Below are 23,239 nucleotides of genomic sequence, written 5' to 3'. Positions count from 1 at the left end.
AACACCACAGTGTGGTGGCGATAGCGAGAAGGATACACCTGTAACCATGCCGAACACAGAAGTTAAGCTTCTTAGCGCCGATTGTAGTGAGGGGTTGCCCCTTGTGAGAGTAGGACGTCGCCACGCTTAAGTTATCCATGGAGGTTTAGCTCAGCTGGGAGAGCATCTGCCTTACAAGCAGAGGGTCAGCGGTTCGATCCCGTTAACCTCCATATGAGCCGTTAGCTCAGTTGGTAGAGCATCTGACTTTTAATCAGAGGGTCACAGGTTCGAGCCCTGTACGGCTCATATTTTTGCGGGTGTGGCGGAATTGGCAGACGCACTAGATTTAGGATCTAGCGCCTTACGGCGTGGGGGTTCAAGTCCCTTCACCCGCATAATTTAAGTTTTACATGCCGGCTTAGCTCAGTTGGTAGAGCATCTGATTTGTAATCAGAGGGTCGAGGGTTCAAGTCCTTTAGCCGGCATCTTTAAACACGCGGAAATAGCTCAGTGGTAGAGCACCACCTTGCCAAGGTGGGGGTCGCGGGTTCGAACCCCGTTTTCCGCTTTGCCAAAGCAATCGCGCCGGGGTGGCGGAACTGGCAGACGCACAGGACTTAAAATCCTGCGGTGAGTGATCACCGTACCGGTTCGATTCCGGTCCTCGGCATTTTAAATATGCGCCCATAGCTCAACTGGATAGAGTGTTTGACTACGGATCAAAAGGTTAGGGGTTCGACTCCTCTTGGGCGCGTAGTCTTTTTTATTTTTTAAACGGGAAGTAGCTCAGCTTGGTAGAGCACTTGGTTTGGGACCAAGGGGTCGCAGGTTCGAATCCTGTCTTCCCGATTTTTTTTATCTTGCTTTTTGTTTTCAAATGATTTATAATTTTTTTAAATTGAATATGCGCCCATAGCTCAACTGGATAGAGTGTTTGACTACGGATCAAAAGGTTAGGGGTTCGACTCCTCTTGGGCGCGTCGATACGGAATAGTATATTCCGTATTTTTTTTTTTGTTGATTCTAAAGGATTTATTTAACAAAAAGCGTTCTTCTTTCTTTCTATTACCAAATTCGTTATAATTAAGGTCAATATTAGTCAAAGGGAATGAATAAGATGGCACATCAGAATACCTCGGATTTAATTGAATCATATATAAAGAAAATTCTGGAAAATAGTGAAATGATCGAGATTCGAAGGATTGAAATGGCAGACCTCTTTAACTGTGTTCCTTCACAAATCAACTATGTGATTAATACCCGTTTTACCATCCAACGCGGTTATTTAGTAGAGAGCAAACGCGGGGGTGGCGGTTATATACGAATTGCGAAAGTAAGAATTTCAGATAAAAAACAGTTACTTGAGCAGATAAATCAGTTGTTTGATGATACAATCAGTGAGAAAAATGCTTTTGCTATTATTCAAAAACTTTATGAAGACCAAATAATTACAAAAAAAGAAGGAAACTTGATGTTAAGTGCAATTGCAAAAAACACATTGAATTTCAATGAATTTGAAGATCATACACGTGCTCGGATTCTCCGAGCATTTCTGGAACGTTTAAGTTATGAAGATGGGAAGTGAGATTAGATGGAAGAACTTTTTACTGAAAGAGCCCAAGCGGTATTAGAAATTGCACAAGAAGAAGCAAAACGATTAAAACATCAATCAGTTAGTTCAGAGCATGTTTTACTAGCATTAGTAGTTGAACAAAATGGAATTGCTGGAAAAGTATTACGTGAAATGGATTTGAATGAGACAGAAATTTATGAAGAAATTGAACATCTGATTGGTTATGGCGGTATCCGTTCTTACCCTAAAGGAGTCTTTCTTCCATATTCTCCAAGAATGAAACAAGTTTTTGCTTTAGCTAGCAGCGAAGTAAAGAAAACGGGTTCTCAAAAAGTTGGAACAGAACATATTTTGATGAGCTTATTAAAAGATGAAAGTATCATGGCTACTCGAATCATGATCAACTTAGGTATCAGCCTTTCAAAAGCCCGACAAGTTCTGAAACAAAAAATGGGACTAGCTGGTGATTCGGGTGGAAAGGGAATGAATCGTCGTAGAAATATACAAGATAAACGGCAAACACCGCAAGGAACACCTACACTGGATTCATTAGCACGCGATTTGACGAAATTAGCAAAAGAAAACAAGTTGGACCCAGTTGTTGGTCGTTCTAGAGAAGTCAAACGGCTTATTCAGATTCTTAGCCGACGGACAAAGAACAACCCTGTACTGGTGGGCGAACCTGGTGTAGGTAAAACAGCCATTGCTGAAGGACTAGCGCAAAAAATCATTTTAGGAGAAGTACCAGAAGACATGCAAGAAAAGCGCCTGATGATGCTTGATATGGGATCTTTGGTTGCTGGTACGAAATATCGCGGTGAATTTGAAGATCGAATGAAAAAAGTCATCGACGAAATCTATAATGATGGTCAAGTAATCTTATTCATTGATGAATTGCATACCTTGATTGGTGCAGGTGGAGCAGAAGGAGCAATTGATGCTTCGAATATCTTGAAGCCGGCGTTAGCTCGAGGAGAATTACAAACGATCGGAGCAACGACCCTAGATGAATATCAAAAATATATCGAAAAAGATTCTGCATTAGAGCGACGTTTTGCACGAATTCAAGTAGATGAACCAACTCCTGAAGAAGCGGAAGAGATTCTTCAAGGATTACGTTCAAGATATGAAGAGCACCACGGGGTAGAGATTACAGATGAAGCTGTGCGGGCAGCAGTGAATCTTTCTGTTCGTTATATCACTTCTCGTCAACTACCTGATAAAGCTATTGATTTGATTGATGAATCAGCAGCGAAAGTCCGTTTGGATCAAACCGATCACTTAACAAAATCAACTGTAATCAAATTAGAAATTGATGAATTAGTACAAGAAAAAGAAGCAGCAATCCAAAAACAAGACTTTGAAAATGCTGCGCAATTACGTAGACAAGAAAAAGCACTACGTAAAAAGCTACAAAAAGTTTCTGCAATCGAAGCAAAACAGGAACAAGGATATGCTGATCGTGTAACAGAAGAAGATGTTGCTACAGTTGTATCGGAGTGGACTGGTGTCCCTCTACAGCAGTTGGAGAAAAAAGAAAGTGAACGTTTGTTAGAATTGGAAGGTCTCCTGCATGAACGTGTGGTTGGTCAAGATGAGGCTGTCAAAGCAGTTTCACGCGCCATCCGTCGTGCACGAAGCGGCTTGAAAGATCCTGACCGTCCAATTGGGTCATTTATGTTCCTTGGACCAACTGGTGTCGGAAAAACAGAATTGGCCAAAGCACTTTCAGAAGTCATGTTTGGAAGCGAAGATGCCCTGATCCGTGTTGATATGTCAGAATTTATGGAAAAATACAGTACAAGCCGATTAATCGGATCTCCTCCAGGATACGTAGGGTATGATGAAGGTGGACAGTTGACAGAAAAAATTCGTCAAAAACCATATTCAGTGATTCTCTTAGACGAAGTGGAGAAAGCACATCCAGATGTTTTCAATTTACTTCTGCAAGTATTGGATGATGGTCATTTAACAGATTCTAAAGGTAGAAAAGTGGACTTTAGAAATACGATCATGATTATGACTTCAAATATCGGAGCGACACAAATCCGAGAAGAAAAAAATGTCGGATTTAATGTCCAAGATGTCACGAAAGATCACAAAGCCATGCAAAAACGTATCTTAGAAGAGTTAAAGAAAGCTTTCCGACCTGAATTCTTGAATCGAATTGATGAGACTGTCGTCTTCCACTCATTGAGTAAAGATGAAATCCATACAATCGTCCAAATTATGAGTAAAGCGATTATCAAACGCTTGAAAGAACAAGATATTCAAGTGAAAATCACCCCATCTGCAATCGATGTGATCGGGAAAGCCGGATTTGATCCTGAATATGGTGCACGTCCAATCCGTCGTGCACTTCAAAAAGAAATTGAAGATCGATTGAGCGAGGCGTTGCTTGGCGGAGAGATTCGTTTAGGTGACCACGTAACAGTAGGTGCTTCAAAAGGAAAAATCACATTGAATGTTCGCGGACCTAAAAAGGAAACAGTAGGTTCCCTATAGGTACTTGGTCTATGTAGCTGGATTTTTATAATAGTAAGACTTGATTAAGAGGTTGTGACAAGATTTTTGTCACAATCTCTTTTTATATTTGGACAGAATATACCGAACTTTATTTTGACTTTTTGTGAAATAATTTTCAAAAATCCGACTTTAAATAGAAGAAGTATTGGAAAGTTTTTAGAGCTATGCTACTATTATGAAGTTGTAGGAGGAGGAAATTATGATCGAACTCATAACCACAGTAGAGACTATCAAACAAGCAGAACAGTTGCTTGCTGCAGGTGCAGACACACTATATTTCGGTGAAGAGCAATTTGGATTGCGTCTGCCTGCTTCATTTACACGAGAAGAACAGCGACAATTAGTAGAATTAGCACACAAGCATGGTAAAAAAGCAAATATTGCTGTAAATGGGATCATTCATCCTGAAAAAATGAAAAATGTACCTGAATATTTGGCTTTTTTAAAAGAAATAAACGTAGATGTGATCACAGTTGGTGATACAGGTATCATTTATACGATGAAAAAAAATCCTGAATTGCGTATACCGTATATTTATGATGCTGAAACATTAGTAACGAGTGCACGTCAAATCAATTTTTGGGCGAAAAAAGGCGCAGTTGGCGCAATACTTGCTCGTGAAGTTCCTTTTGAAGAGATGAAGGCGATGGAAGAAAAACTCGACATCCCTGTAGAAATCCTTGTGTATGGTGCTACATGCATCCATCAATCCAAACGTCCACTGCTACAGAATTACTATAACTATACGAAGCAAGACGAACAAAAAGATCGTGAAAGAGGTCTTTTTATCTCGGAACCTAAAAAAGAAGAGACACATTATTCTATTTATGAAGATAGTCATGGCACACATATTTTTGCCAGTAATGATCTAAATCTCTCGAATGAATTGAATGAACTTTATCAGCATCATTACCGTACATGGAAATTGGACGGGTTATTTACTCCAGGCGAAAATTTCGTGAATATCACTCAACTATTCGCCGAAGCAAAAAAACAAATTTTAGAAGGCAGCTGGGATCAAGCAAAAGCAGAAAAATTGACGAGCGAAATCAACAAATTACATCCTGAAAACCGTGAATTAGATACAGGATTCTTTTATATTGATCCTTCTGCTATCAAATAAGGAGTATGATGAATGAAATGACAGTAAAAAGAAAATTGAAACGTCCAGAAGTCTTAGCGCCAGCAGGAACACTGGAAAAGTTAAAAACAGCGATCCATTATGGAGCAGATGCAGTATATATTGGCGGAAATGCGTATGGTTTAAGAAGCCGTGCAGGCAATTTTACTTATGAAGAAATGGCTGAAGGGGTTGCTTTTGCAAAAGAACACGATGCAAAAGTGTACGTGGCTGCTAATATGGTCACCCATGAAGGAAATGAAGAAGGCGCTGGGGAATTTTTCCGCAGTCTGCGCGATGTCGGTATTTCTGCAGTGATCGTTTCTGATCCAGCTTTGATCGAAATTTGCGCGACAGAAGCTCCAGGTCTGCCGATCCATTTATCCACTCAAGCTTCAGCAACCAATTTTGAGACATTGGAATTCTGGAAAGAGGAAGGGTTGGAACGTGTCGTTTTAGCTCGTGAAGTTTCAATGGAGGAAGTGGCAGAGATCCGTAAAAATACGGATATCGAAATCGAAGCATTTATTCATGGAGCCATGTGTATCTCTTATTCTGGTCGCTGCACATTGTCCAACCATATGTCAATGCGGGATGCGAATCGTGGCGGATGCTCTCAATCTTGTCGCTGGAAATATGGATTGTTCGATATGCCTTTTGGTCAAGAACGAAATAGTTTGACTGATACAGGAGAAATTGAAGAAGAATTCTCGATGAGTGCAGTTGATATGTCCATGATCAAGCATATTCCAGAATTGATTGAAAACGGCGTAGACAGCTTCAAGATCGAAGGAAGAATGAAATCGATCCATTATGTATCTACAGTGTCAAACGTCTATAAAGCAGCTGTAGACAGCTATATGGAAGATCCTGAAAACTATGTCTGCAAACAAGAATGGATCGACGAGTTATGGAAAGTGGCACAACGAGAGTTAGCTACAGGCTTTTATTACAATACACCAACTGAAAACGAGCAATTATTTGGTGAACGTCGTAAAATCCCAGTATATAAATTTGTCGGTGAAGTATTATCTTATGATGAGGCAACACAGATTGCTACGATACGTCAGAGAAACTTATTCTCTGTAGGGGATGAAATCGAATTTTATGGTCCAGGGTTCAGTCATTTCAGTCAAACAGTCGAAATCATGCATAATGAAGAAGGGGAATCCATTGACCGAGCACCAAATCCAATGATGGTTTTGACCATGCCAGTCGCACAACCAGTAAAACCTGGAGATATGATCCGGAAACGCAAATAAAGAAAAGCTGATACATCCTTGTTTCAAGCATCTTCGCATACAAAATTCAAGAAAAGTGTTACACTTGTTTTCTGTAGAAAAAGGATCGTTAATTAAATGCTTTAATTGATCTCTTCAATAAGGAGGAACAAAATGCAAATATATGATTACATCGTAATTGGTGGCGGCTCTGGCGGTATTGCTTCAGCAAACAGAGCAGGGATGCATGGCGCAAAAGTTTTGCTGATTGAAGCAAATGAATTAGGCGGAACCTGTGTCAATGTCGGTTGTGTACCTAAAAAAGTCATGTGGCAAGCAAGTACGATTTTGGAAACAATTGAACGTGATGCTCCAAGTTACGGCATCCAAGCAGATTTAAAAAGTGTCGATTTCGCCGGTCTAGTAGAAAGACGAGAAAAATATATTGATTTTCTACACGGTGCTTACCAAAGAGGATTAGATAGCAATCATGTCGAGGCTATAAAAGGATATGCTACTTTTATCGATAGTCAAACGATCGAAGTAAACGGTGAAACTTATCATGCGCCTAAAATCTTGATTGCAACTGGAGGCCGTGCAAGCAAGATGAGCATTCCTGGTGGTGAGTACGCCATTGATTCAAATGGATTTTTTGAATTAAAGGAATTACCTAAGAGAGCAATTGTTTTAGGTGCTGGATACATCGCAGCTGAACTTTCAGGTGTATTTCGTGGTTTAGGTAGTGAAGTCATGTGGGCATACCGAAAAGAACGTCCACTTAGAACGTTTGATAACATGCTTTCGGACAATCTGATCCAAATGTACCAAGAAGCTGGGATCAAGACTTACGCACATCATATTGCTAAAGAAATCACTAAAAACAATGACGAATACACGGTGTTATTTGAAAATGGTGAAACCTTAACTGGCGATTGTGTCCTTTTTGCAGGCGGGCGTGTACCGAATACTGAAAATTTAGGTCTGGAAAATACAAATGTCGAATTGGACGAAAAAGGATTTATTAAAGTAGATAAATACCAAAACACAACGGATGAACATATTTTTGCAGTTGGTGATGTGATCGGTAAATTAGACTTGACTCCTGTTGCAATCGCAGCTGGCCGACGTTTGTCGGAACGTTTGTTTAATGGGAAGAAAGATTCTTATCTGGACTATAATCTTGTTCCGACAGTTGTCTTTACGCATCCACCAATTGCAACGATTGGATTGACAGAAGAAGAAGCATTGGAAAAATACGGAGAAAATGACCTGAAAGTTTATCGTTCACGCTTTACTCCAATGTACTTTGCTTTGAATGATTATCGCCAAAAATGCGAAATGAAATTGATTTGCGTCGGAAAAGAAGAAAAAATTGTCGGCTTGCATGCTATTGGTGTAGGTGTCGATGAAATGCTACAAGGTTTTGCTGTGGCTATCAAGATGGGCGCAACAAAAGAAGACTTTGATAATACAGTAGCCATCCATCCAACAGGGGCGGAAGAATTCGTAACGATGCGATAATTTAATACTAGCAGTTCCAGCAGCTTTTTATTGAATAAACCAATGTAAAACCAGAAAATCAGTATACTGATTTTCTGGTTTTTTGTTTTTTAACTATTTATGTAAGATTGCTTCGATATTTTCCCAAAACGAATAAGTAGGGAAGTTGGATATTTTGATCATCTTCGTATTCAGCTGGTTCCTATCTAAAGGAAAGTCAGTCAAAACCAAATCATATTGATTGATCAACCGATAGTTCAAATCAAAAAAGCTATCCTGATATTCTTTTATTTCTTTTATCTCAGGAAATTTTTTAGTTAACAATTCCTTATATAAGAAACAAACTTTCGGTTCTTGAGAAGAAAGGATCATGACTGTATATGTCTTTTTTTTTGGAATGATTCGATCAATAAGAGCTGGAGACAGCAAAACCAGTTCTTCCAGCAATTCTTCATATAATAGACGATTGGTTAGAATAAACGAATAATTTTCTTCCACCAATGCTTGTTCATAAAAAGAAAGAATGAGTGGATCCGATTTCAAGACGATCACAAAGAATTGTTTAAAGGAATTGGTTAGAAAAGGTAAAAACTCCTTCTTGAAAGAAATCAAATGATACAAGTAATTTAATTGCTGATCAGATAACATCGTATCAGTAGATAAAGAACGATAGAAATTTTGTGACAAGTTTCTTAATTTTTTGATTTCATGAGCTGGCGCCTTTACAGAAGCAAAATGGATCATTTGGCTGATTGGACGCAAAAGTTCACTAGCTGTTTCTTTAGTTAAATAGAAATGATAATTTTTCTCCATAACGGAGCAAAATGTAATGTTATTTTTCGTTCGCTCAAAAAATAAATCAATATCCATTTCGAGAGGTTGGCTTTTCAACTGATCGGATAATTTATGTTTCTTTCCGATCCGGATAATAGAAATCAAAAAATAATAAATCAAAAACAGCTGTTTGTGGCCAGATAGTTTGTTTAATGGAGGATAAAGTTTCATGTATCGTTTGATAGCTGCAGACAATATTTGGTAATGAGGAAGTTGATCCGGTGTATAGATCTCCTCAAATAAACTGCAGTAAAAAAAACGTATTTGTCTTTCCTCACCTTGAATATGTACATATGGAGTAGTGTGGATTCTAAAAAGAAATCCTCGCTTTTGAAAGGATTCATTCAGAAACATAATGATTCTGCGAATACTTGCTGTACTTAGAAATAACTGATCAGCTAGTTTAGCAATACAAGGTTCTTGCATCAAAATGATTTTCAACACTTGTATATGGCTTGAATGTTTTAAGATAGTACTCGTGATGCTTTCTAAATTATATTCACAAGGTAATCTCAAAGAAACTTTCTGTTGCTCGTCGATATGAATAGATGCCGGAGAATGAACAAAATTAAATGCGGCAATATCAGATAAGAGTGTTTTTTTTGTTACAGCAATTTTCTTCGCTAAGTCTTCTAAATAAAATGAATCCATACTCAAAAGCATGGCTAATCTTAACTGTCTTTCTGATAATTTTTCAAGCATAGTTATATCTTCTGTCATATTTCCATCTGCGTTTTTTAAGAAATAATAGATAAAACGCTCCTTCACTTCCTTTCTTTTCGGTCGTTCTTAACCATTATCCCACGTTATAGAGAAAATTGATTCATTTGTATGTTTGTTCAACAATTTTAAGCAACAGGCAGAATAAACAGCAAAAACAGAATGCTTTTACCTCGTGTTTTTGTTAATTAAAATAACTAAATAACCATAAAATAAATAGTTTGATATTTTGTATTTTAGTTATTTTTAATTATGTATTTATAAATCATTATTGTACTCTCTATATTTACAGTAAAAAAATAAAACATAAATAAAAAGCTTAGATAGAAATATCATGCTTATGTTCTTTAGATTATTGTTATTTAAAATAGCAAATATAACTACTGAATGAAAATTAAACCAACTATACTTTTAATTATTTTATATAAAATTGTTTTTTTATTTATATCTTCGAGGGTTGAAAATGATATTTCAAGGGAGTTGCTCTTCATTCGATTTTTTGTTTCCGAAAATAAAAGATCGTTTTCTTTTATTTTTTTGATACATACTCCCTTAGATATAGTTATTTATACTGTTTATCCAAAAATAATAATTATAACATACAAAAACAGTTTTTAAGAAACAGGTTTTCCAAAATAGAAAAAAAATAATACTAAATTCTAGCGTAAATAACTGTAGGATAGATTTAATAGCAAACGAGAAAAGGGGAAGTAAAAAATGGTAGGATTTTTGGAAAAACAACTAGAGAGACAAATCATGCTGATCTGCTTGTTAAGCATGGATATGGCTGAGATCAACGACCTTGCGGAAGAGCTAAAAGTGACGGATAAAACAATTATTGCAGATATTGATAATTTTAATTCTTCTTGTTTTCCTGCGTACATCGAGGTCAATCAGTATAAAGAAGTAACGTTGAAAATACCCAGTAACCTCAATTTAGATGATATTTTTATCAAGATCCTAAATAATTCTATCTATATAGAAGTCTTAAAATACATTCTGATTTCAGAACCGTCTTTAACTGAGATTTCAGCTAAATTATTTTTGAGTAAGACAAGTGTCAGGAGAATCATTACCAAAATAAATACGTACTTTTCAAAAGAAAGATTAGATATACAAATCATCTTAACCACCAGACTACAAATCATCGGTGATGAAATCTATATTCGCAAATTTTTCTCAAGTATGTTCAAAGAAATCTGCAAAGAAAAAGATCTTCCTTATTTTGAAATGATTTATAAAATGTTGAAACGCTGTTTGATCAAGCAAGGACGGGATGCTAGCTCTTCTAAAATCATTTATACAGTCTATTATATTTTTACTTCGATCATTCGAATCGGGAACGACCATCTGATTCCCAAAGAGGAACTGGCAGATCGGCCAGCTGTCGTTGACTCAATTATGGAAACGATCAAGAGCGATACCGTCTTCTGCACGCTTATCAATCAAAATTATAAATTTGTGATCAGTAGAGAAAATATAGAAAATATTTTGAGCCCATATCTCAGTCTGCTTTTTACCAATCCAGCTGAAACAGATGAGTATATGCTCAGAAGAGTAGAACTGTTTCTTAAACATTTCTATTATCTTTCCAATATCAATGAAACGGTCACAACTGAAAAGGTTTTGCATTTCACCAGTTTTATTACCTTTTATAAAGAATTGACTTTTTTCAAAGTCAGCTATGCAGATATCTTTTATAAGAAAATCCTGAAGAAAAAAGTCCAGATATGGGAAGCTTATCAAAGTGCATTGATCATCTCTAACTTATCCTCTGTACGGAAAAATGAACTTTTGTTAAAAGAATTACTGTTGGAGCTGATTGTCTCTTCGAATGAATTACTGCATCGAGTGGAGCCAAAACTAAAAGAACGGTCTATTTTGTTATTAAGTTCACAAGAAATGGGACTTCCTATTTTATATAAGAACTTGATTTTGAATAAGTACCCTTCTTTTAAGAAAGTCGATATTTATGAAAAAGATGTTTTTTCTTTAGACTATACACTGATCAACCAATATGACCTAGTATTGACCGATGTGAATTTGAATTTGAATCGCATATCTTCTGCCATTCTGAAAATTTCTAAAGTACCGACGGATGCTTTCTGGCATAATTTGGAAACGTTTCTTCATTCTACTTGAGAAAAGAGTTGCCAATAAATTATTATTTCGGAAAAAGTAGGTGTGGTATAGACAATTTTCAGCGTTAAGATAAAAACAAAAACACTGGAGGAACGAAAATGAAAGAGTTAATCGGTTTATTTTGTATTTTATCCTTTACGTTCAGAATATTGGCCTCAATGATCAAAGCATTGTATTACGTGGCAAGAACCCTTGTTTTATTACCAGTCGCAGGATACAAGTGTTACAAAGAATGCAAAGCCAACAAAAGAGAGAGTAATCTTTCAGCTATTTCATCTACATCATCAAGGGAAAACAATAGACAATATGGGACTATTGCCAATCGGATATCAGATGCTTTCAAGGATGCAGACAAGACAAATGAGTCAAAAAACGAACCGATTTTACCCAAGGAACAAGCAATTTGTCGTTAACCGCAACAGTATATAGAGTAAAAATCTGAGAGGAAGTAAAAAAGATGCTTACACCAATCAATCAAAAGTTATTTGAACTTCTGGAATATGACCTAAAAGACAAAAGATTTACAAAAGATCTGTCTATTATCGACAAAGAACAACGAAGTAAGACCACTAATATCGATATTGATATCAACGGGTTGAACGAATCCCTTTCAATAGCAATTAACAAAAAGTTCGAAACTCTAACGGAAGAAAAAAAGTTATATGGTTATCTTTCAGAGGAAAAGAAACTTCAAAGCATCATCAATAAGATAAATGAAAAGCCATTCGTTGAGTTGGAGCAAGAAAGAAAGACATTCGAGGAGAAGCTTGAAAAAGTCACTGGCCATCAAGAGAAGATCAAGCAAGAAAAAGGCACGGTTGTTTATACATCCGATCAAACGTTTAACACCGAAACCTATCAGAATGAGAAGCTGATTTTGTCCCGAATAAATGTGGCAGAAAACAATCGTCTGATCGGCAACATAAATGATTCTATCCTAGCAGCTGAAAAAAGAGTAAACATACTAAGAGAGGAATCGAGGAAACTAAAAAACCATTTATCTCAAAATTTAGAGGTAACAGAACAGAAAATTAAAGAACTTGAACCTAAGCTACCCCCAGAACCTAAAGAAGAAGAACGGCGAAAAAGTTGGGAGGAAAAGGAGGTTGTTATACAGTACAAAGGATTATTAGCAGAAAAAGCAGACATCGAATCACAGATATTCGTAATAGCTCAGACTGAAATTTCTCAAGACGTTCCTACTAAGACAAAAGAGTTTTCACAAGAATTACCGAAAAAGGAAGATATCCCCAAAGAGCAGCCTAGCCAAATAGTCAAAGAAAGTGTACCTTTGCATCGAGCTGATAGTGAAAAGGTGCAGCCGAGTATTCCAGTGCCACCACCTATGCCAAGTAAAGAATTATGGCAGAGACAAGAAACACAAAAATCAGAGAAAGCACCTCATCCTATTGAGCCGAACGTTATCATCCAAGAGCAACCTAGCCAAAAACGGGAAAATGGGCCTCGTCCAAGAGCTGCTAGCGATCCTGGAGAGTCTCGGACAGACGTACCAGATAGTGGTAAAAAGACGCAAGATACACCTGAAAGAGACAAGAAAGAGGAGCCGGATAAATCAACTAAAGATGCTTTACATACGGCAATCGGTGAAAACTTAAAAGCTAGACAAGAACTGCTCCAAGTGACGATTGAAAAACAAAGAGAAATACTTGGTATCATTCCTAAAAAAGCAAAACATTTACCAGAATTAAATGCGATAGATAAGAAGATCCAAGAAAATGAAGCCGAACTCGCAAAACTGAAGACCCAGTTAGATGACCCTAAAACGTGGAAGCCCGAAATGATCCAACTGCCAAAGGGGCAATCAGCTACTGTTGAAAATATCAAAGCAGATACTGACAAGATCAAAACTGATATTGAAAAGATCAAAAGCATGGATATCAAAGATTTAAAAAAAGAACTATTCCCACATTCTAAAAAAATGCGCTGGCTCCGCCGAGCGTTGCATCTATGGCCTTTGGCGGCATACCCTTTATTTGTGAGTTGGGCAGTGATGATTTTACCAGCTCTGACGGTTAGTCTCTATGCGGCACCAGTTGCGATTACTGCTTTTTCTTTCTTTTGTGCCAGTTATTATGTCCCTAAATTGATCAATTATGCGAGGAAAAAAATAGCCAATCGACGCGAAGCTCAGAAAGATAAAGAAGAACTAAATAAAGGACTGACAAAAGAAAAAGAGCAGCCAGAAGTAACAAAAGAAGTAACAAAAGAAGCAGTCAAAGAAACAGAAAAAGAAGCAAAGAAAACAGATATAACGACAAATGAAAAAGGCAAAGAAACGCTTAAAGGAGAAAAAACGGCAGAACCAAGTCTAGAACCTTCCACGAAAAAAGATTGGAAAACCAAAACGAAAGATTTCTTGAAGAACAATTGGAAGACACTCGCGATCATAGTAGGCGGAAGTACGTTGATTGCAGTAGCTTCTGTATTCCTCATGCCAATCATCGCACCAGGACTAGTTGGAGCCGGTATATTTACCCTTGGAACTGTAGCGTTGATGGGGGCTTCTGTGGGTATCGGGGCGCAACTGATCGACAAATTTGGATTGAAAAAAGTAGAAAATCATTTGAATAAAAGAGAAGAGAAAAACTTTGATCAAAAATTAGAAAAAGCACTTCGTACATTTGACCTCTCGAATCAAAAAGAAGAGAAAGCGAAAGAGGTACAAGAAGTAACTAAAGACTCAAATAAGAAAGTCTCACTCGAACAAGAAAAGGTACCAAACAAAGTAGTTTCTATAAATCAAAAATTGACAGAAAAAAATCGAAATGCGCCTTCTCAAATTTCGTCAGTGACAGGGTCACGTCAATTTCAACAGTTAAAACAAGATGCAGTTGTTAGGGCAGGTAATCAAAACGGAAAAGATGATAGCAATAGAAAAAGCCCAGCACGTACCAGAAGCAACAGTCAACCAACTCCAAAAAAGGAGCAGATGGTCCATTAAATGAAACAGAAGAAAAAACGAAAAGGAGAGTCATGTGAAAAATTCACGCTTTATAATTTTTAGCCTCCATCTATTGGTCTTTAGCATACTTTTTTATTTTGGAAATCGGATCGTCTTTCTGTTCTTAAGTGAAAGATTTGCTTCATTGGAGCTAGCAGATAGGATCATGGAAGCAATCAATCAGAGCTTTGCAGAAATAGCGGAATTCACCATCCATATCGAATTCGAACAAATGTCATTGCTGTCAGGTTTTGTGTTTGGGATTGCTTATATATTGCTCGTTTTATATAAGACATTTGATAGTAAAAATACCAGACCAAACGAAGAATATGGAAGCGCGCGATGGGGGAAGCCTGGAGATATCAGACCATTTATCGATAAAAAGAAAGACTTCAATATCTTATTGACGAAAACAGAAAGTCTGTCTTTATCTGGTCGAATGAAGATCACAAAAAGAGACAACTTCAACCGTAATAAAAATATCGTCGTGGTAGGAGGAGCCGGAAGTGGTAAAACGCGGTTCTTTGTAAAACCTAACCTGATGCAGATGCATTCTTCCTATGTTGTCAGTGACTCCAAAGGATTATTGTTGATGGAGACAGGAAAAATGTTTGAAGAAGCGGGGTATAAGATCAAGATTTTTGATTTGATCAACCGGAAAGCAACCGACTACTATAATCCGTTCAAATATCTCAGAAATGAAGATGATATCTTAAAGATCATTAACAACTTGATCAAGAATACAACTGATCCGGATAAAAAAGGTGGAGATGGATTCTGGGAAAAAGCAGAGACGGCTTTGCTGATGGCCATTTTTAGTTATCTGATCCAAGAAGTCGTGGAGGAAGATCGTACATTAGGAAGTGTGATCGAATTAGTCCGATTAGCTGATATTGATGAAGACGTACCAAACTTTGTCAGTCCATTAGATGTTTTATTCCAAGAATTAGAAGAAAAGGACCCGCAGAATTTTGCTGTTGCACAATATAAAATCTTTAAATTATCAGCAGGAAAAACAACGAAAAGTATTTTAGTCAGCTTGGGGGTCCGTCTGGCACCATTTGACATACCAAGTGTCAGACAGCTTGTTTCCAAAGACACACTAGCATTGGATACGATCGGAGATCAGAAAACTATCTTGTATATCTTATTACCAGATACAGACACGAGTTTCAACTTTCTGGCCAGCATGATGTACCAGCAGTTATTTGACATGCTGGTTTACAAAGCAGACAACGAATACAAAGGACGGCTACCTGTTCACGTACGCTGTATTCTTGATGAATTTGCCAATATCGGTCAGATCCCAGATTTTGAAAAAGTGATATCTGTTGTCCGAAGTCGGGAGATCTCGACAAGTGTGATCCTGCAAAATATCAGTCAGCTGAAAACATTGTATAAGAACACATGGGAAACGATCATCGGGACAAGTGATACTTTCTTGTACTTGGGAGGGATGGAACAAAGCACCCATGAATACATCTCTAAATTATTGGGTAAAGAAACGATCGAACAACGAAATATCAGTGTGACGAAAGGGGCAAACGGTTCGTTTAATGAAAGCTTCCAAAAACTAGGAAGAAACCTGATGGATCCTGATGAAGTCGCGAGTCTGAAAGGGCAAGAATGTATCTTGAAAATTCGAGGGGCCCATCCGTTCCTATCTTCAAAATATGACATCACCAAACACAAGAATTATAAAAAACTCGGAGACGTCACAGAGAAATATATGTATACGAGAGATTTTTCTGAGCAAGAGGAACAGTTGCTTCCTGGACAAGAGGAGTTTCCTTATGAGTCAGATGAACTGTTGCTCTCAGACTTTGACGAGACATTATACGAAGCAGATGACACGATCGATGAGGAAGCTGATTTGTATGACGAGTATCAAGAAGACCCTGACGATAACTATGACGAGGAAGTCTTGAGAGAGACAGTTTGATTATGAGAGAGGTTGTGACAGAAGTGGTAAGCTTCAAGAAATAAGAAGGTACTTCTGGAACTCCTTCCTCATGTGAAAATGACTAAGAAAGGTGTTTTCTGAAACGTTCCAAAATTTTCTGAACTTAGAAATAACTGTGAGAGAGTAAGGGAAAATTTTAGCTATACTGAAATTAGGCTTTAAAAATAAAAATCAATTAGCAAAGGAGATTGTAATTATTATGGATTCAGGATTATTACAACAGGTGTTTACATTAGTTTCACGTTTTACTTTAGTTGGAGGCGGTTTGTGGCTCATTTGGGGAACAATTATTTTGGCAGGTGCCTTAAAAGATAAAAATGGTCCTCAGCTACAGCAGGGAATTTGGCAAATTGTAGGTGGCGGTTTGATCTTAGTGGCTGCAGGCTGGTTTGCTACATCCTTTGATATGAGTTCTTTGTTGCCATGAGTTTGAATACAATGAGGATGATAGGAGTTTAGCGTATGCACACAGCGATAATGAGTCTCTTCAATCAGATTATTACTTATCTGAATGGAGATGATTTGCAAGCTATGTTGAGTCAGGATCTGCAGTCTTATATGTATGATGCATACAGTTTGGTTATGCGGCTGCAGCAACATGTAGTAGGACCGATTGCCTTATCAATATTGGCTATTTTTGTTCTTTTGGAGTTCCAGAAGATCTCAATGAAAGTAGAAGGGGCAGGTGGTGCCCCTATGCTTGGATTCGAGATGATTATGAAAGCACTGATTAAATTCGTGCTTTGTTACATAGTAATTTTAAGAATTCAAGACATACTAGATGGAATCATCATTATTACCAGCAACTTGACTGCCAGAGTGATCGAGATCGGAAATGATGGTGTACTGAATAATGTGGCAGATCGGGTAAGTTCAGCAGTCGCCGACCTCTCATGGTGGGAACAACTAGTTATTCTATTAGTCATGTGTATCATGTTTTTGGTTTCACTTGTTGTGCGAGTGTTGATCCAAGTGACGATCTATCTAAGATTCTTGGAACTTTATATTTTTTGTGCGATGGCACCAATCCCGATGGGGGCACTTCCAAACCAGGAATTTTCAGCAATGTCGAAAAGCTTTTTCAAGAATTTTGCGGCCACGGGACTACAAGCAACATTTATTGGCTTGGTCTTAGTTATCTATCCGCTTTTGTTTATAAAAATCATGGAAGAAGTCGGTAGCGGAATCTGGGGGATCATCATGGGATTGACCATTTATATGCTTGCTCTACTGCTTTCAATCAATAAAACAAAAGGATGGGCAAAAACATTGCTCTCTGCATCATAAGGAGGATTTATGGCTGTCGAAGTAAAAGTACCAAAAGATATCAAAGAATACAAAGAAAAAGTAATCGCTGGTATGACTTTAAAGCAGTTACTTTGCCTAAGTATCGCTGCTGGAGTAAATATCGTGATCAGTCTGATTTTCATCGCGTGGTTGAAGATCCCGATGGAAATCACCAGTTGGTTGATGATCCTTTCATCGATACCAATCGTTTCGTTTGGCTGGTTCAAGCGCAATGGATTGACTTTTGAAGTATATATCAAACAGTTCTTCAAGTACCATTTTTCACCCGGTGTGAGGCTGAAGCAGGAGACGAAAATGGGAGAGAAAAGCAAAAAAGAAGAGAAAGAACAAACTGGAGAAGCAAATATAGAAGCAAATATAGAAGCAAATAAAGATCTAGGCGGACAAGAAACATGATGAAGTTGAAGTCACTTACTCAAACGAGGAAATTAAAGAAAAAATTGAAGAACAATGAACCAAAAACACAAAAAAGCGGGAAGAAAACAAAAGAAATAAAAGAGACAGATCCTTTGCGAGCTACTTTTACGTTTCAGGAAATCTATCCTAGTGGCATTTGTCAAATCGACGAGATTACCTTTTCTACAACGATTGAATTAGAAGATATCAATTACCAGTTATCTTCAGAAGAACATCAAATCGAGATCTTTTCTCAATACTGTGATTTTCTGAATTCTTTAAGTAGTAAAACCAAGTTGCAACTGACAGTTTATAAAAAGAAACGTCTTTTGGCAGACTTGCAAAAAGTCCTTTACTATCAGGAAAAAGGTGATTTTTTAGATGACTATCGATCAGAAATGAATGAAGTCATCTCTAGAAAATTGGACGAAGAAAAAAATGGGTATCGAAAATGTATTTTGTTCACTTTTGTCCAGAAACATACAAGGATAGAACATGCAGAAAAAGAATTAGAAATGGTGGCAGATCGATTCTCAATGTTTGCCAGTCGATTAGGAAGTAAAACTAAACGGATCGAAAAACCAGAATTATTGACCATCCTCTCGGAGATTTTAGGAACAGATGACAAAAGAGAAAAGCAAAGGGTCGAAGATGTATTGCCAGAAGTCATTGAGATAAAAGAAAACAAAAACTATCTAAAAGTAGATACGCATTATGCAAAAACGATTTATCTCCAAGAATATCCATCTGAATTAGCTGATACATTTTTATATGAACTACTGGAGATCCCTAAAGAATTAGTGATCACTCTTCATATCGACCCGTTAGAACAAGATGAAGCTTTTGATTTGGTAAAAACAAAGCTAGCCTTTATGGAACAGCAAAAAGTCGATGAACAAAAAAAAGGCACTGCAAAACGGATATGATTACGAAATGCTTTCTTATGACCTTTCGTATTCATTAACAGAAGCAAAAGGCTTGGTAGATGATTTGCAAAATAGAGGTCAGAAGCTTTATGCGATGACAAGCTCGATTCATTTTCGGGCAGGAACAACCGAACAGCTGGCGGAGATCCAAGACGAAGTGAATGCAGTAGGACGTCGTTTTGGATTCAAAATCATTGAATTAGAATTTATGCAGGAGAATGGACTAAATGCGACACTCCCGCTAGGAATAAATTCGATACCGCTAGATCGTACGCTATCAACAGCCAGTACAGCGATTTTTATTCCTTTTACGATCTCTGATTTGATCCAAGAAAACGGGAAATATTATGGCGTCAATGCCATTTCCAAAAATATACTCTCACTAGACAGAAAGCTATTGAAAGCTCCTAACGGCTTTGTGCTAGGCACACCAGGGTCAGGAAAAAGTTTCTCAGTCAAGCGTGAGATCGTGAATGTCTTACTGCGAGATGCAGAAGATGAAGTCATTATTATTGATCCAGAGCGGGAGTATTCGGTCATCGGTCAGAATTTCAATGGTGAGATCATCAAAATATCCAGTGATTCTGCAACGACTATCAACCCCATGGACATCAATGACAATTATGGAGATGATACTGATCCGGTTGTATTAAAATCAGAATTTTTGATTTCTCTTTTCGACTTGATCATTGGAGGGGCTCTAGGCTTGAGTTCAACACAAAAAACGTTAATCGACCGAGTCTGTCGTAGAACGTATGAATTAATGAGCGGTGATACACCCACTTTTGTGGATTTCTATAACATATTGAAAGAGCAGGAAGAAGAGGAAGCGAGACAGCTAGTCATGGATTTGGAGATTTATATTGAAGGAAGCTTATCGGTATTTTCTGCAAAAACCAATGTGGATATAACCAAACGTCTTGTGATTTACGATATCAAAGACTTAGGGAAACAATTAAAGACAATGGGGATGCTGATTGTTTTAGACCAAGTATGGAATCGAATCACGGAAAACAGGGAACGTGGTGTACGTACGTGGCTGTATATCGATGAAATGCAGCTTTTGTTCACCAATGAATACTCTGAAAATTATTTCTTTGAATTATGGAGCCGGGCAAGAAAATGGGGGGCCATTCCAACAGGGATTACTCAGAACGTGGAGACGTTGCTGCTATCGGATCTTGCACGAAGAATGCTGTCTAACAGTGACTTCGTTATGATGCTCAATCAGGCTAAATCAGACAGGACGCAGCTCGTTCGATTATTCGATATCTCGGAAGAACAGGAGAAATACGTAGTCAATTCTCCAGAAGGCTATGGGTTAATGGTATTTGGGGATACCACTCTCCCGTTTTATGATCATTTTCCGAAAGATACGAAGCTGTACAAAATGATGTCGACCAAGCCTGGAGAAACATAATAAAGCAAAAACAAGCAGAAAGGATATGTGATAGTGGCTGATTTGGAAAATCCAAGAGGAAATATTGAACTGGATAACGAAAGAGAGGATGAGAAAGGAAGCATCTCCACTTCCAAGTCTAAAGCAGAAAATATTGTTTTAAATAGAAATGGTGAGAAATCATCAAAAACAAAAGTCTTCAAAACGAGTAGTGAGAAAAAGAAAAACATTCGGTTGAAGAAAAAAAACGGGAAAAAAGTAAAACTGATAACTTCGAATACGCGTAAAAAACGCCTTCGTGCCATGCTTCTCGAAAAAAGAATTGTCGCAGTGCGCAATCCAAAAATCGCGAAACAGCAAAAGTTATTTCGAAGAAGACAATTACTTTTAAAATCAAAAAAAGAGCTAAAGTTGGAAAATGCTCGCCAAACGAACCAACAACATATCATCCAACGGGAAAAACCGAATGAGCAGACTTATCGGAATAGTGTGATTTCTGATAAAAAAAGCACGCAGACAACACAAACGATTATTCGTAAGCAAAAGTTCCGTAAACAAGCTTTACAAACAGACCTGTCATATAAAGGCTATGTCAGTGAGGCGCAAAAAGCTTCTTTGAAGCAAAATCAGACTAAAATCAACAGACAGTCCAAAACTGCTCAAACATATAAGAGAAAACATCAGCGTTCGACTCTCTCTGCTCAATCGAAGCAAACTGGTCAAATCAGCCAGAAATATAAGAGACAGTCTGGTCGAGCAAGCACATACAGTGTGAAAAATCTAAAACATAAAGTAGACCGTTCATTACAACGAAATATTTCGCCTAAAAATCGTTTTCGTTCACAGATAAAGGAATTAGTGATCGATAAGGTAGGACGAGATGGGGACGGCAACTTGAATTTAATCGGGTTATTGATTGCACTGTTTATTTTAGTACCGATATTGTTGAAACTGATTATCATCATAACCATCGTGGCAATAGTCATTACAGTCATCACTGTAATTATCACGATTTTCATGTTTATTGCTAGTTTATTCGTCGTGAAGACAGAAGATATGGCACTTGAAGAAGCTTATCGCTATGTCACTCAACTAGATGCTCTTAAAAATAGAAATGTCTACAATGCTTACCAAAATTTGATCAATGACGAAGCATTCGATGAAGTATACTTCCATGTCAACGGTGTCCAATCTGATCCAGAAACATTTTTATACTCATCAAATGGCGACAGTTACTTATACTATTTGAATGCAAAATTCGAAGATTACGATATCGATGAATTAGCAATAGCGAAATATCGGGAAAGAATCGGGCAAAAAACTGGTCACTGGATTCCTTGGACTAGTCGAGGAACTATCTATGCCATATTCAAAGATGCCCCCCATCCATTGACGCAAGAACCAGTCCGTGTCAATCGAGTCAGAGATGAAATCCTTGCTATCCATGATATGGTCTATAACTACAGTACGCTTGCTGAACTAGGAAAAGAAATCGAAACAACAACAGTAACGATTGACGAAGAAACTGGGGAAGAGAAAGTCGAAGTCAAAAGAGAAACAAAAAATATCGTGACGATCAACATCAATATCCAGACATTAGGGGAAATGCTAGATTCAGACCCGGAAGTAGATGTCTATACCCTGCGAGGAATGTTCCCTTCCGATGATGACCCTTATTATGGTAGGGTATCTGCATTCGATGAAGAGGAAGTTGATAAATATTATCCAATCAGTGATTTAGATCGCTTTGAAAACAAAATCTTTTTACTTAATCCATTCGGGGCCACTCATTACGCAAGTGTAATCGAAAATTACGGATATCGTGGACGAAATCCAGACGATCAACATGTAGATATTGTCTTGGAAGCCGAGCCTGGCACACCTGTCTATGCGATGGGGGAAGAAACCATCGGTAGTATTTTAGGAGACGGAACTGGTTTACGCACGTGGGTTTATATCAATGAATTCTCATTTTATCTGCATTATCGAAATATCGATCTTGTCCCTGGACTACGTTCAGGGCAGCGATTATCTGCAGGTGATCTTATTGGATATACTCGTTCTGATAATGGTGGTAATTTGCTTATGGATATGGAACTTTATCGTTTCTGGCACGCAGATCCGCCACTATATCCAGCAGTATATATCGATAATCTTTCTTTTGCTCATGAGACGAATCTCGGTTATTTCCGCAGTGGCGGAGGGTTGAGAGGGGAACTGATCAATCCGCCAGCTTCTGTTACGAAATGGCGGGAGAAAGTGGCTGAAGAAACAAAGAAGAATGATATCGAAGGTTATGAAAATGCGATTTTATCCATTATCTGGGTAGAAACAGGCGGGAATGAGAAAGAATTTCCTGATATCATGCAAGCCAGTGAATCACAAGGAAGACCGCCAAATTCAATAGGAGTCCAGAAGAATCCATCGAAGTTGGCGTACGTTATTTTGCTCGTCTTCTGAAAAAAGCACAGGAAAACCAGAAGAATGAGCGAGCTGCCGTCCAGGCATATAACTTTGGAGAAGGTTATTTAGATGACTTGATCCGAAGAAATAGTGATTACTCCTTTGATGACAGCAGAATCTTTGCCCGAGATAAAAGTAATGGAAAAACCGTTCCGTATCACAATCCTACTGCGTTGCTGTTTGGTTATACGTGGCGATATGATTA

13 protein-coding genes, 9 tRNA genes, 1 rRNA gene and 2 pseudogenes are annotated in these 23,239 nt (G+C 37.8%); 24 read left to right on the top strand and 1 reads right to left on the bottom strand.

Annotated elements, in window-relative coordinates; all coding sequences use genetic code 11:
- Nucleotides 1-10: 10 nt before the first annotated feature.
- The 15 genes from rrf (at nt 11) to gor (ending at nt 7,942) form a co-directional block, all read left to right on the top strand.
- Nucleotides 11-126 (top strand): 5S ribosomal RNA (gene rrf / locus RWU19_RS02905).
- A gap of 13 nt (nt 127-139) precedes the next feature.
- A tRNA-Val gene (locus RWU19_RS02900) sits at nt 140-212 on the top strand.
- A gap of 3 nt (nt 213-215) precedes the next feature.
- A tRNA-Lys gene (locus RWU19_RS02895) sits at nt 216-288 on the top strand.
- Nucleotides 289-295: 7 nt separating this feature from the next.
- Nucleotides 296-377 (top strand) — tRNA-Leu (locus RWU19_RS02890).
- 17 nt (nt 378-394) lie between these two features.
- Nucleotides 395-467: transfer RNA gene (locus tag RWU19_RS02885), tRNA-Thr, on the top strand.
- Nucleotides 468-478: 11 nt separating this feature from the next.
- A tRNA-Gly gene (locus RWU19_RS02880) sits at nt 479-550 on the top strand.
- 16 nt (nt 551-566) lie between these two features.
- Nucleotides 567-652: transfer RNA gene (locus RWU19_RS02875), tRNA-Leu, on the top strand.
- Between the two features lie 10 nt (nt 653-662).
- Nucleotides 663-736, top strand: a tRNA-Arg gene (locus RWU19_RS02870).
- Between the two features lie 21 nt (nt 737-757).
- Nucleotides 758-831, top strand: a tRNA-Pro gene (locus RWU19_RS02865).
- Nucleotides 832-888: 57 nt separating this feature from the next.
- Nucleotides 889-962 (top strand) — tRNA-Arg (locus RWU19_RS02860).
- Between the two features lie 137 nt (nt 963-1,099).
- Nucleotides 1,100-1,567, top strand: coding sequence for a CtsR family transcriptional regulator (locus tag RWU19_RS02855; protein ID WP_002310600.1), 468 nt, complete (start codon nt 1,100-1,102; stop codon nt 1,565-1,567).
- 6 nt (nt 1,568-1,573) lie between these two features.
- Nucleotides 1,574-4,060 (top strand): ATP-dependent Clp protease ATP-binding subunit, encoded by a 2,487-nt coding sequence (locus RWU19_RS02850; protein WP_024634745.1) that lies wholly within the window; start codon nt 1,574-1,576, stop codon nt 4,058-4,060.
- A 220-nt stretch (nt 4,061-4,280) separates the two neighbouring features.
- On the top strand, nt 4,281-5,204 hold the full coding sequence (locus RWU19_RS02845; protein WP_002315795.1) for a peptidase U32 family protein: 924 nt from the start codon (nt 4,281-4,283) through the stop codon (nt 5,202-5,204).
- Between the two features lie 5 nt (nt 5,205-5,209).
- The gene (locus RWU19_RS02840) at nt 5,210-6,463 is read left to right on the top strand and encodes a U32 family peptidase (protein WP_316002491.1); all 1,254 of its coding nucleotides are present in this window, start codon (nt 5,210-5,212) and stop codon (nt 6,461-6,463) included.
- Nucleotides 6,464-6,595: 132 nt separating this feature from the next.
- Nucleotides 6,596-7,942, top strand: a complete 1,347-nt coding sequence (gene gor / locus RWU19_RS02835) for a glutathione-disulfide reductase (RefSeq protein ID WP_123837741.1) — start codon at nt 6,596-6,598, stop codon at nt 7,940-7,942.
- Nucleotides 7,943-8,035: 93 nt separating this feature from the next.
- Here gor and RWU19_RS02830 read toward each other — a convergent pair whose 3' ends face one another.
- Entirely contained in the window at nt 8,036-9,475 is a 1,440-nt protein-coding gene (locus RWU19_RS02830; protein ID WP_123837803.1) for a helix-turn-helix domain-containing protein, read from the bottom strand.
- 717 nt (nt 9,476-10,192) lie between these two features.
- Here RWU19_RS02830 and RWU19_RS02825 point away from each other — a divergent pair.
- The 9 genes and pseudogenes from RWU19_RS02825 to RWU19_RS02785 form a co-directional block, all read left to right on the top strand.
- A complete protein-coding gene (locus RWU19_RS02825) occupies nt 10,193-11,617 on the top strand; it encodes a helix-turn-helix domain-containing protein (protein ID WP_002336171.1) in 1,425 nt (474 codons plus the stop codon).
- 98 nt (nt 11,618-11,715) lie between these two features.
- Nucleotides 11,716-12,030, top strand: coding sequence for a hypothetical protein (locus RWU19_RS02820; RefSeq protein ID WP_024634749.1), 315 nt, complete (start codon nt 11,716-11,718; stop codon nt 12,028-12,030).
- A gap of 44 nt (nt 12,031-12,074) precedes the next feature.
- Complete coding sequence (locus tag RWU19_RS02815) at nt 12,075-14,579, top strand: hypothetical protein (RefSeq protein WP_123837742.1); 2,505 nt, start codon at nt 12,075-12,077, stop codon at nt 14,577-14,579.
- A gap of 34 nt (nt 14,580-14,613) precedes the next feature.
- A complete protein-coding gene (locus RWU19_RS02810; protein WP_123837743.1) occupies nt 14,614-16,521 on the top strand; it encodes a VirD4-like conjugal transfer protein, CD1115 family in 1,908 nt (635 codons plus the stop codon).
- Nucleotides 16,522-16,741: 220 nt separating this feature from the next.
- A complete protein-coding gene (locus tag RWU19_RS02805) occupies nt 16,742-16,969 on the top strand; it encodes a hypothetical protein (RefSeq protein ID WP_002310588.1) in 228 nt (75 codons plus the stop codon).
- Nucleotides 16,970-17,004: 35 nt separating this feature from the next.
- Nucleotides 17,005-17,829 carry a hypothetical protein gene (locus RWU19_RS02800; protein ID WP_024634752.1) on the top strand — a complete coding sequence of 275 codons (825 nt, stop codon included), beginning with the start codon at nt 17,005-17,007 and terminating at the stop codon, nt 17,827-17,829.
- A 9-nt stretch (nt 17,830-17,838) separates the two neighbouring features.
- Nucleotides 17,839-18,246, top strand: a complete 408-nt coding sequence (locus tag RWU19_RS02795; protein ID WP_256924701.1) for a PrgI family protein — start codon at nt 17,839-17,841, stop codon at nt 18,244-18,246.
- Nucleotides 18,243-20,592: pseudogene (locus RWU19_RS02790) on the top strand (VirB4-like conjugal transfer ATPase, CD1110 family). The gene RWU19_RS02795 and the pseudogene RWU19_RS02790 overlap by 4 nt, the downstream one beginning before the upstream one ends.
- Before the next feature lie 282 nt (nt 20,593-20,874).
- Nucleotides 20,875-23,216, top strand: a pseudogene (locus tag RWU19_RS02785) (lysozyme family protein); the annotation flags it as partial.
- Between the last annotated feature and the right edge of the window lie 23 nt (nt 23,217-23,239).

The sequence above is a fragment of the Enterococcus sp. 2STP genome (assembly GCF_032465635.1).
Classification (GTDB): Bacteria; Bacillota; Bacilli; order Lactobacillales; family Enterococcaceae; genus Enterococcus_B; species Enterococcus_B lactis.
The sequence above is the reverse complement of the archived record's forward strand: the minus strand, read 5'-3'. Positions and strand labels throughout refer to the sequence as shown.

What these genes read in the sequence shown, in the direction of transcription:
- RWU19_RS02855 (WP_002310600.1), top strand. Translation starts at nt 1,100, where the DNA reads ATGGCACATCAGAATACCTCGGATTTAATTGAATCATATATAAAGAAA.
- RWU19_RS02850 (WP_024634745.1), top strand. Translation starts at nt 1,574, where the DNA reads ATGGAAGAACTTTTTACTGAAAGAGCCCAAGCGGTATTAGAAATTGCA.
- RWU19_RS02845 (WP_002315795.1), top strand. Translation starts at nt 4,281, where the DNA reads ATGATCGAACTCATAACCACAGTAGAGACTATCAAACAAGCAGAACAG.
- RWU19_RS02840 (WP_316002491.1), top strand. Translation starts at nt 5,210, where the DNA reads ATGATGAATGAAATGACAGTAAAAAGAAAATTGAAACGTCCAGAAGTC.
- gor (WP_123837741.1), top strand. Translation starts at nt 6,596, where the DNA reads ATGCAAATATATGATTACATCGTAATTGGTGGCGGCTCTGGCGGTATT.
- RWU19_RS02830 (WP_123837803.1), bottom strand. Translation starts at nt 9,475, where the DNA reads ATGACAGAAGATATAACTATGCTTGAAAAATTATCAGAAAGACAGTTA.
- RWU19_RS02825 (WP_002336171.1), top strand. Translation starts at nt 10,193, where the DNA reads ATGGTAGGATTTTTGGAAAAACAACTAGAGAGACAAATCATGCTGATC.
- RWU19_RS02820 (WP_024634749.1), top strand. Translation starts at nt 11,716, where the DNA reads ATGAAAGAGTTAATCGGTTTATTTTGTATTTTATCCTTTACGTTCAGA.
- RWU19_RS02815 (WP_123837742.1), top strand. Translation starts at nt 12,075, where the DNA reads ATGCTTACACCAATCAATCAAAAGTTATTTGAACTTCTGGAATATGAC.
- RWU19_RS02805 (WP_002310588.1), top strand. Translation starts at nt 16,742, where the DNA reads ATGGATTCAGGATTATTACAACAGGTGTTTACATTAGTTTCACGTTTT.
- RWU19_RS02800 (WP_024634752.1), top strand. Translation starts at nt 17,005, where the DNA reads ATGCACACAGCGATAATGAGTCTCTTCAATCAGATTATTACTTATCTG.
- RWU19_RS02795 (WP_256924701.1), top strand. Translation starts at nt 17,839, where the DNA reads ATGGCTGTCGAAGTAAAAGTACCAAAAGATATCAAAGAATACAAAGAA.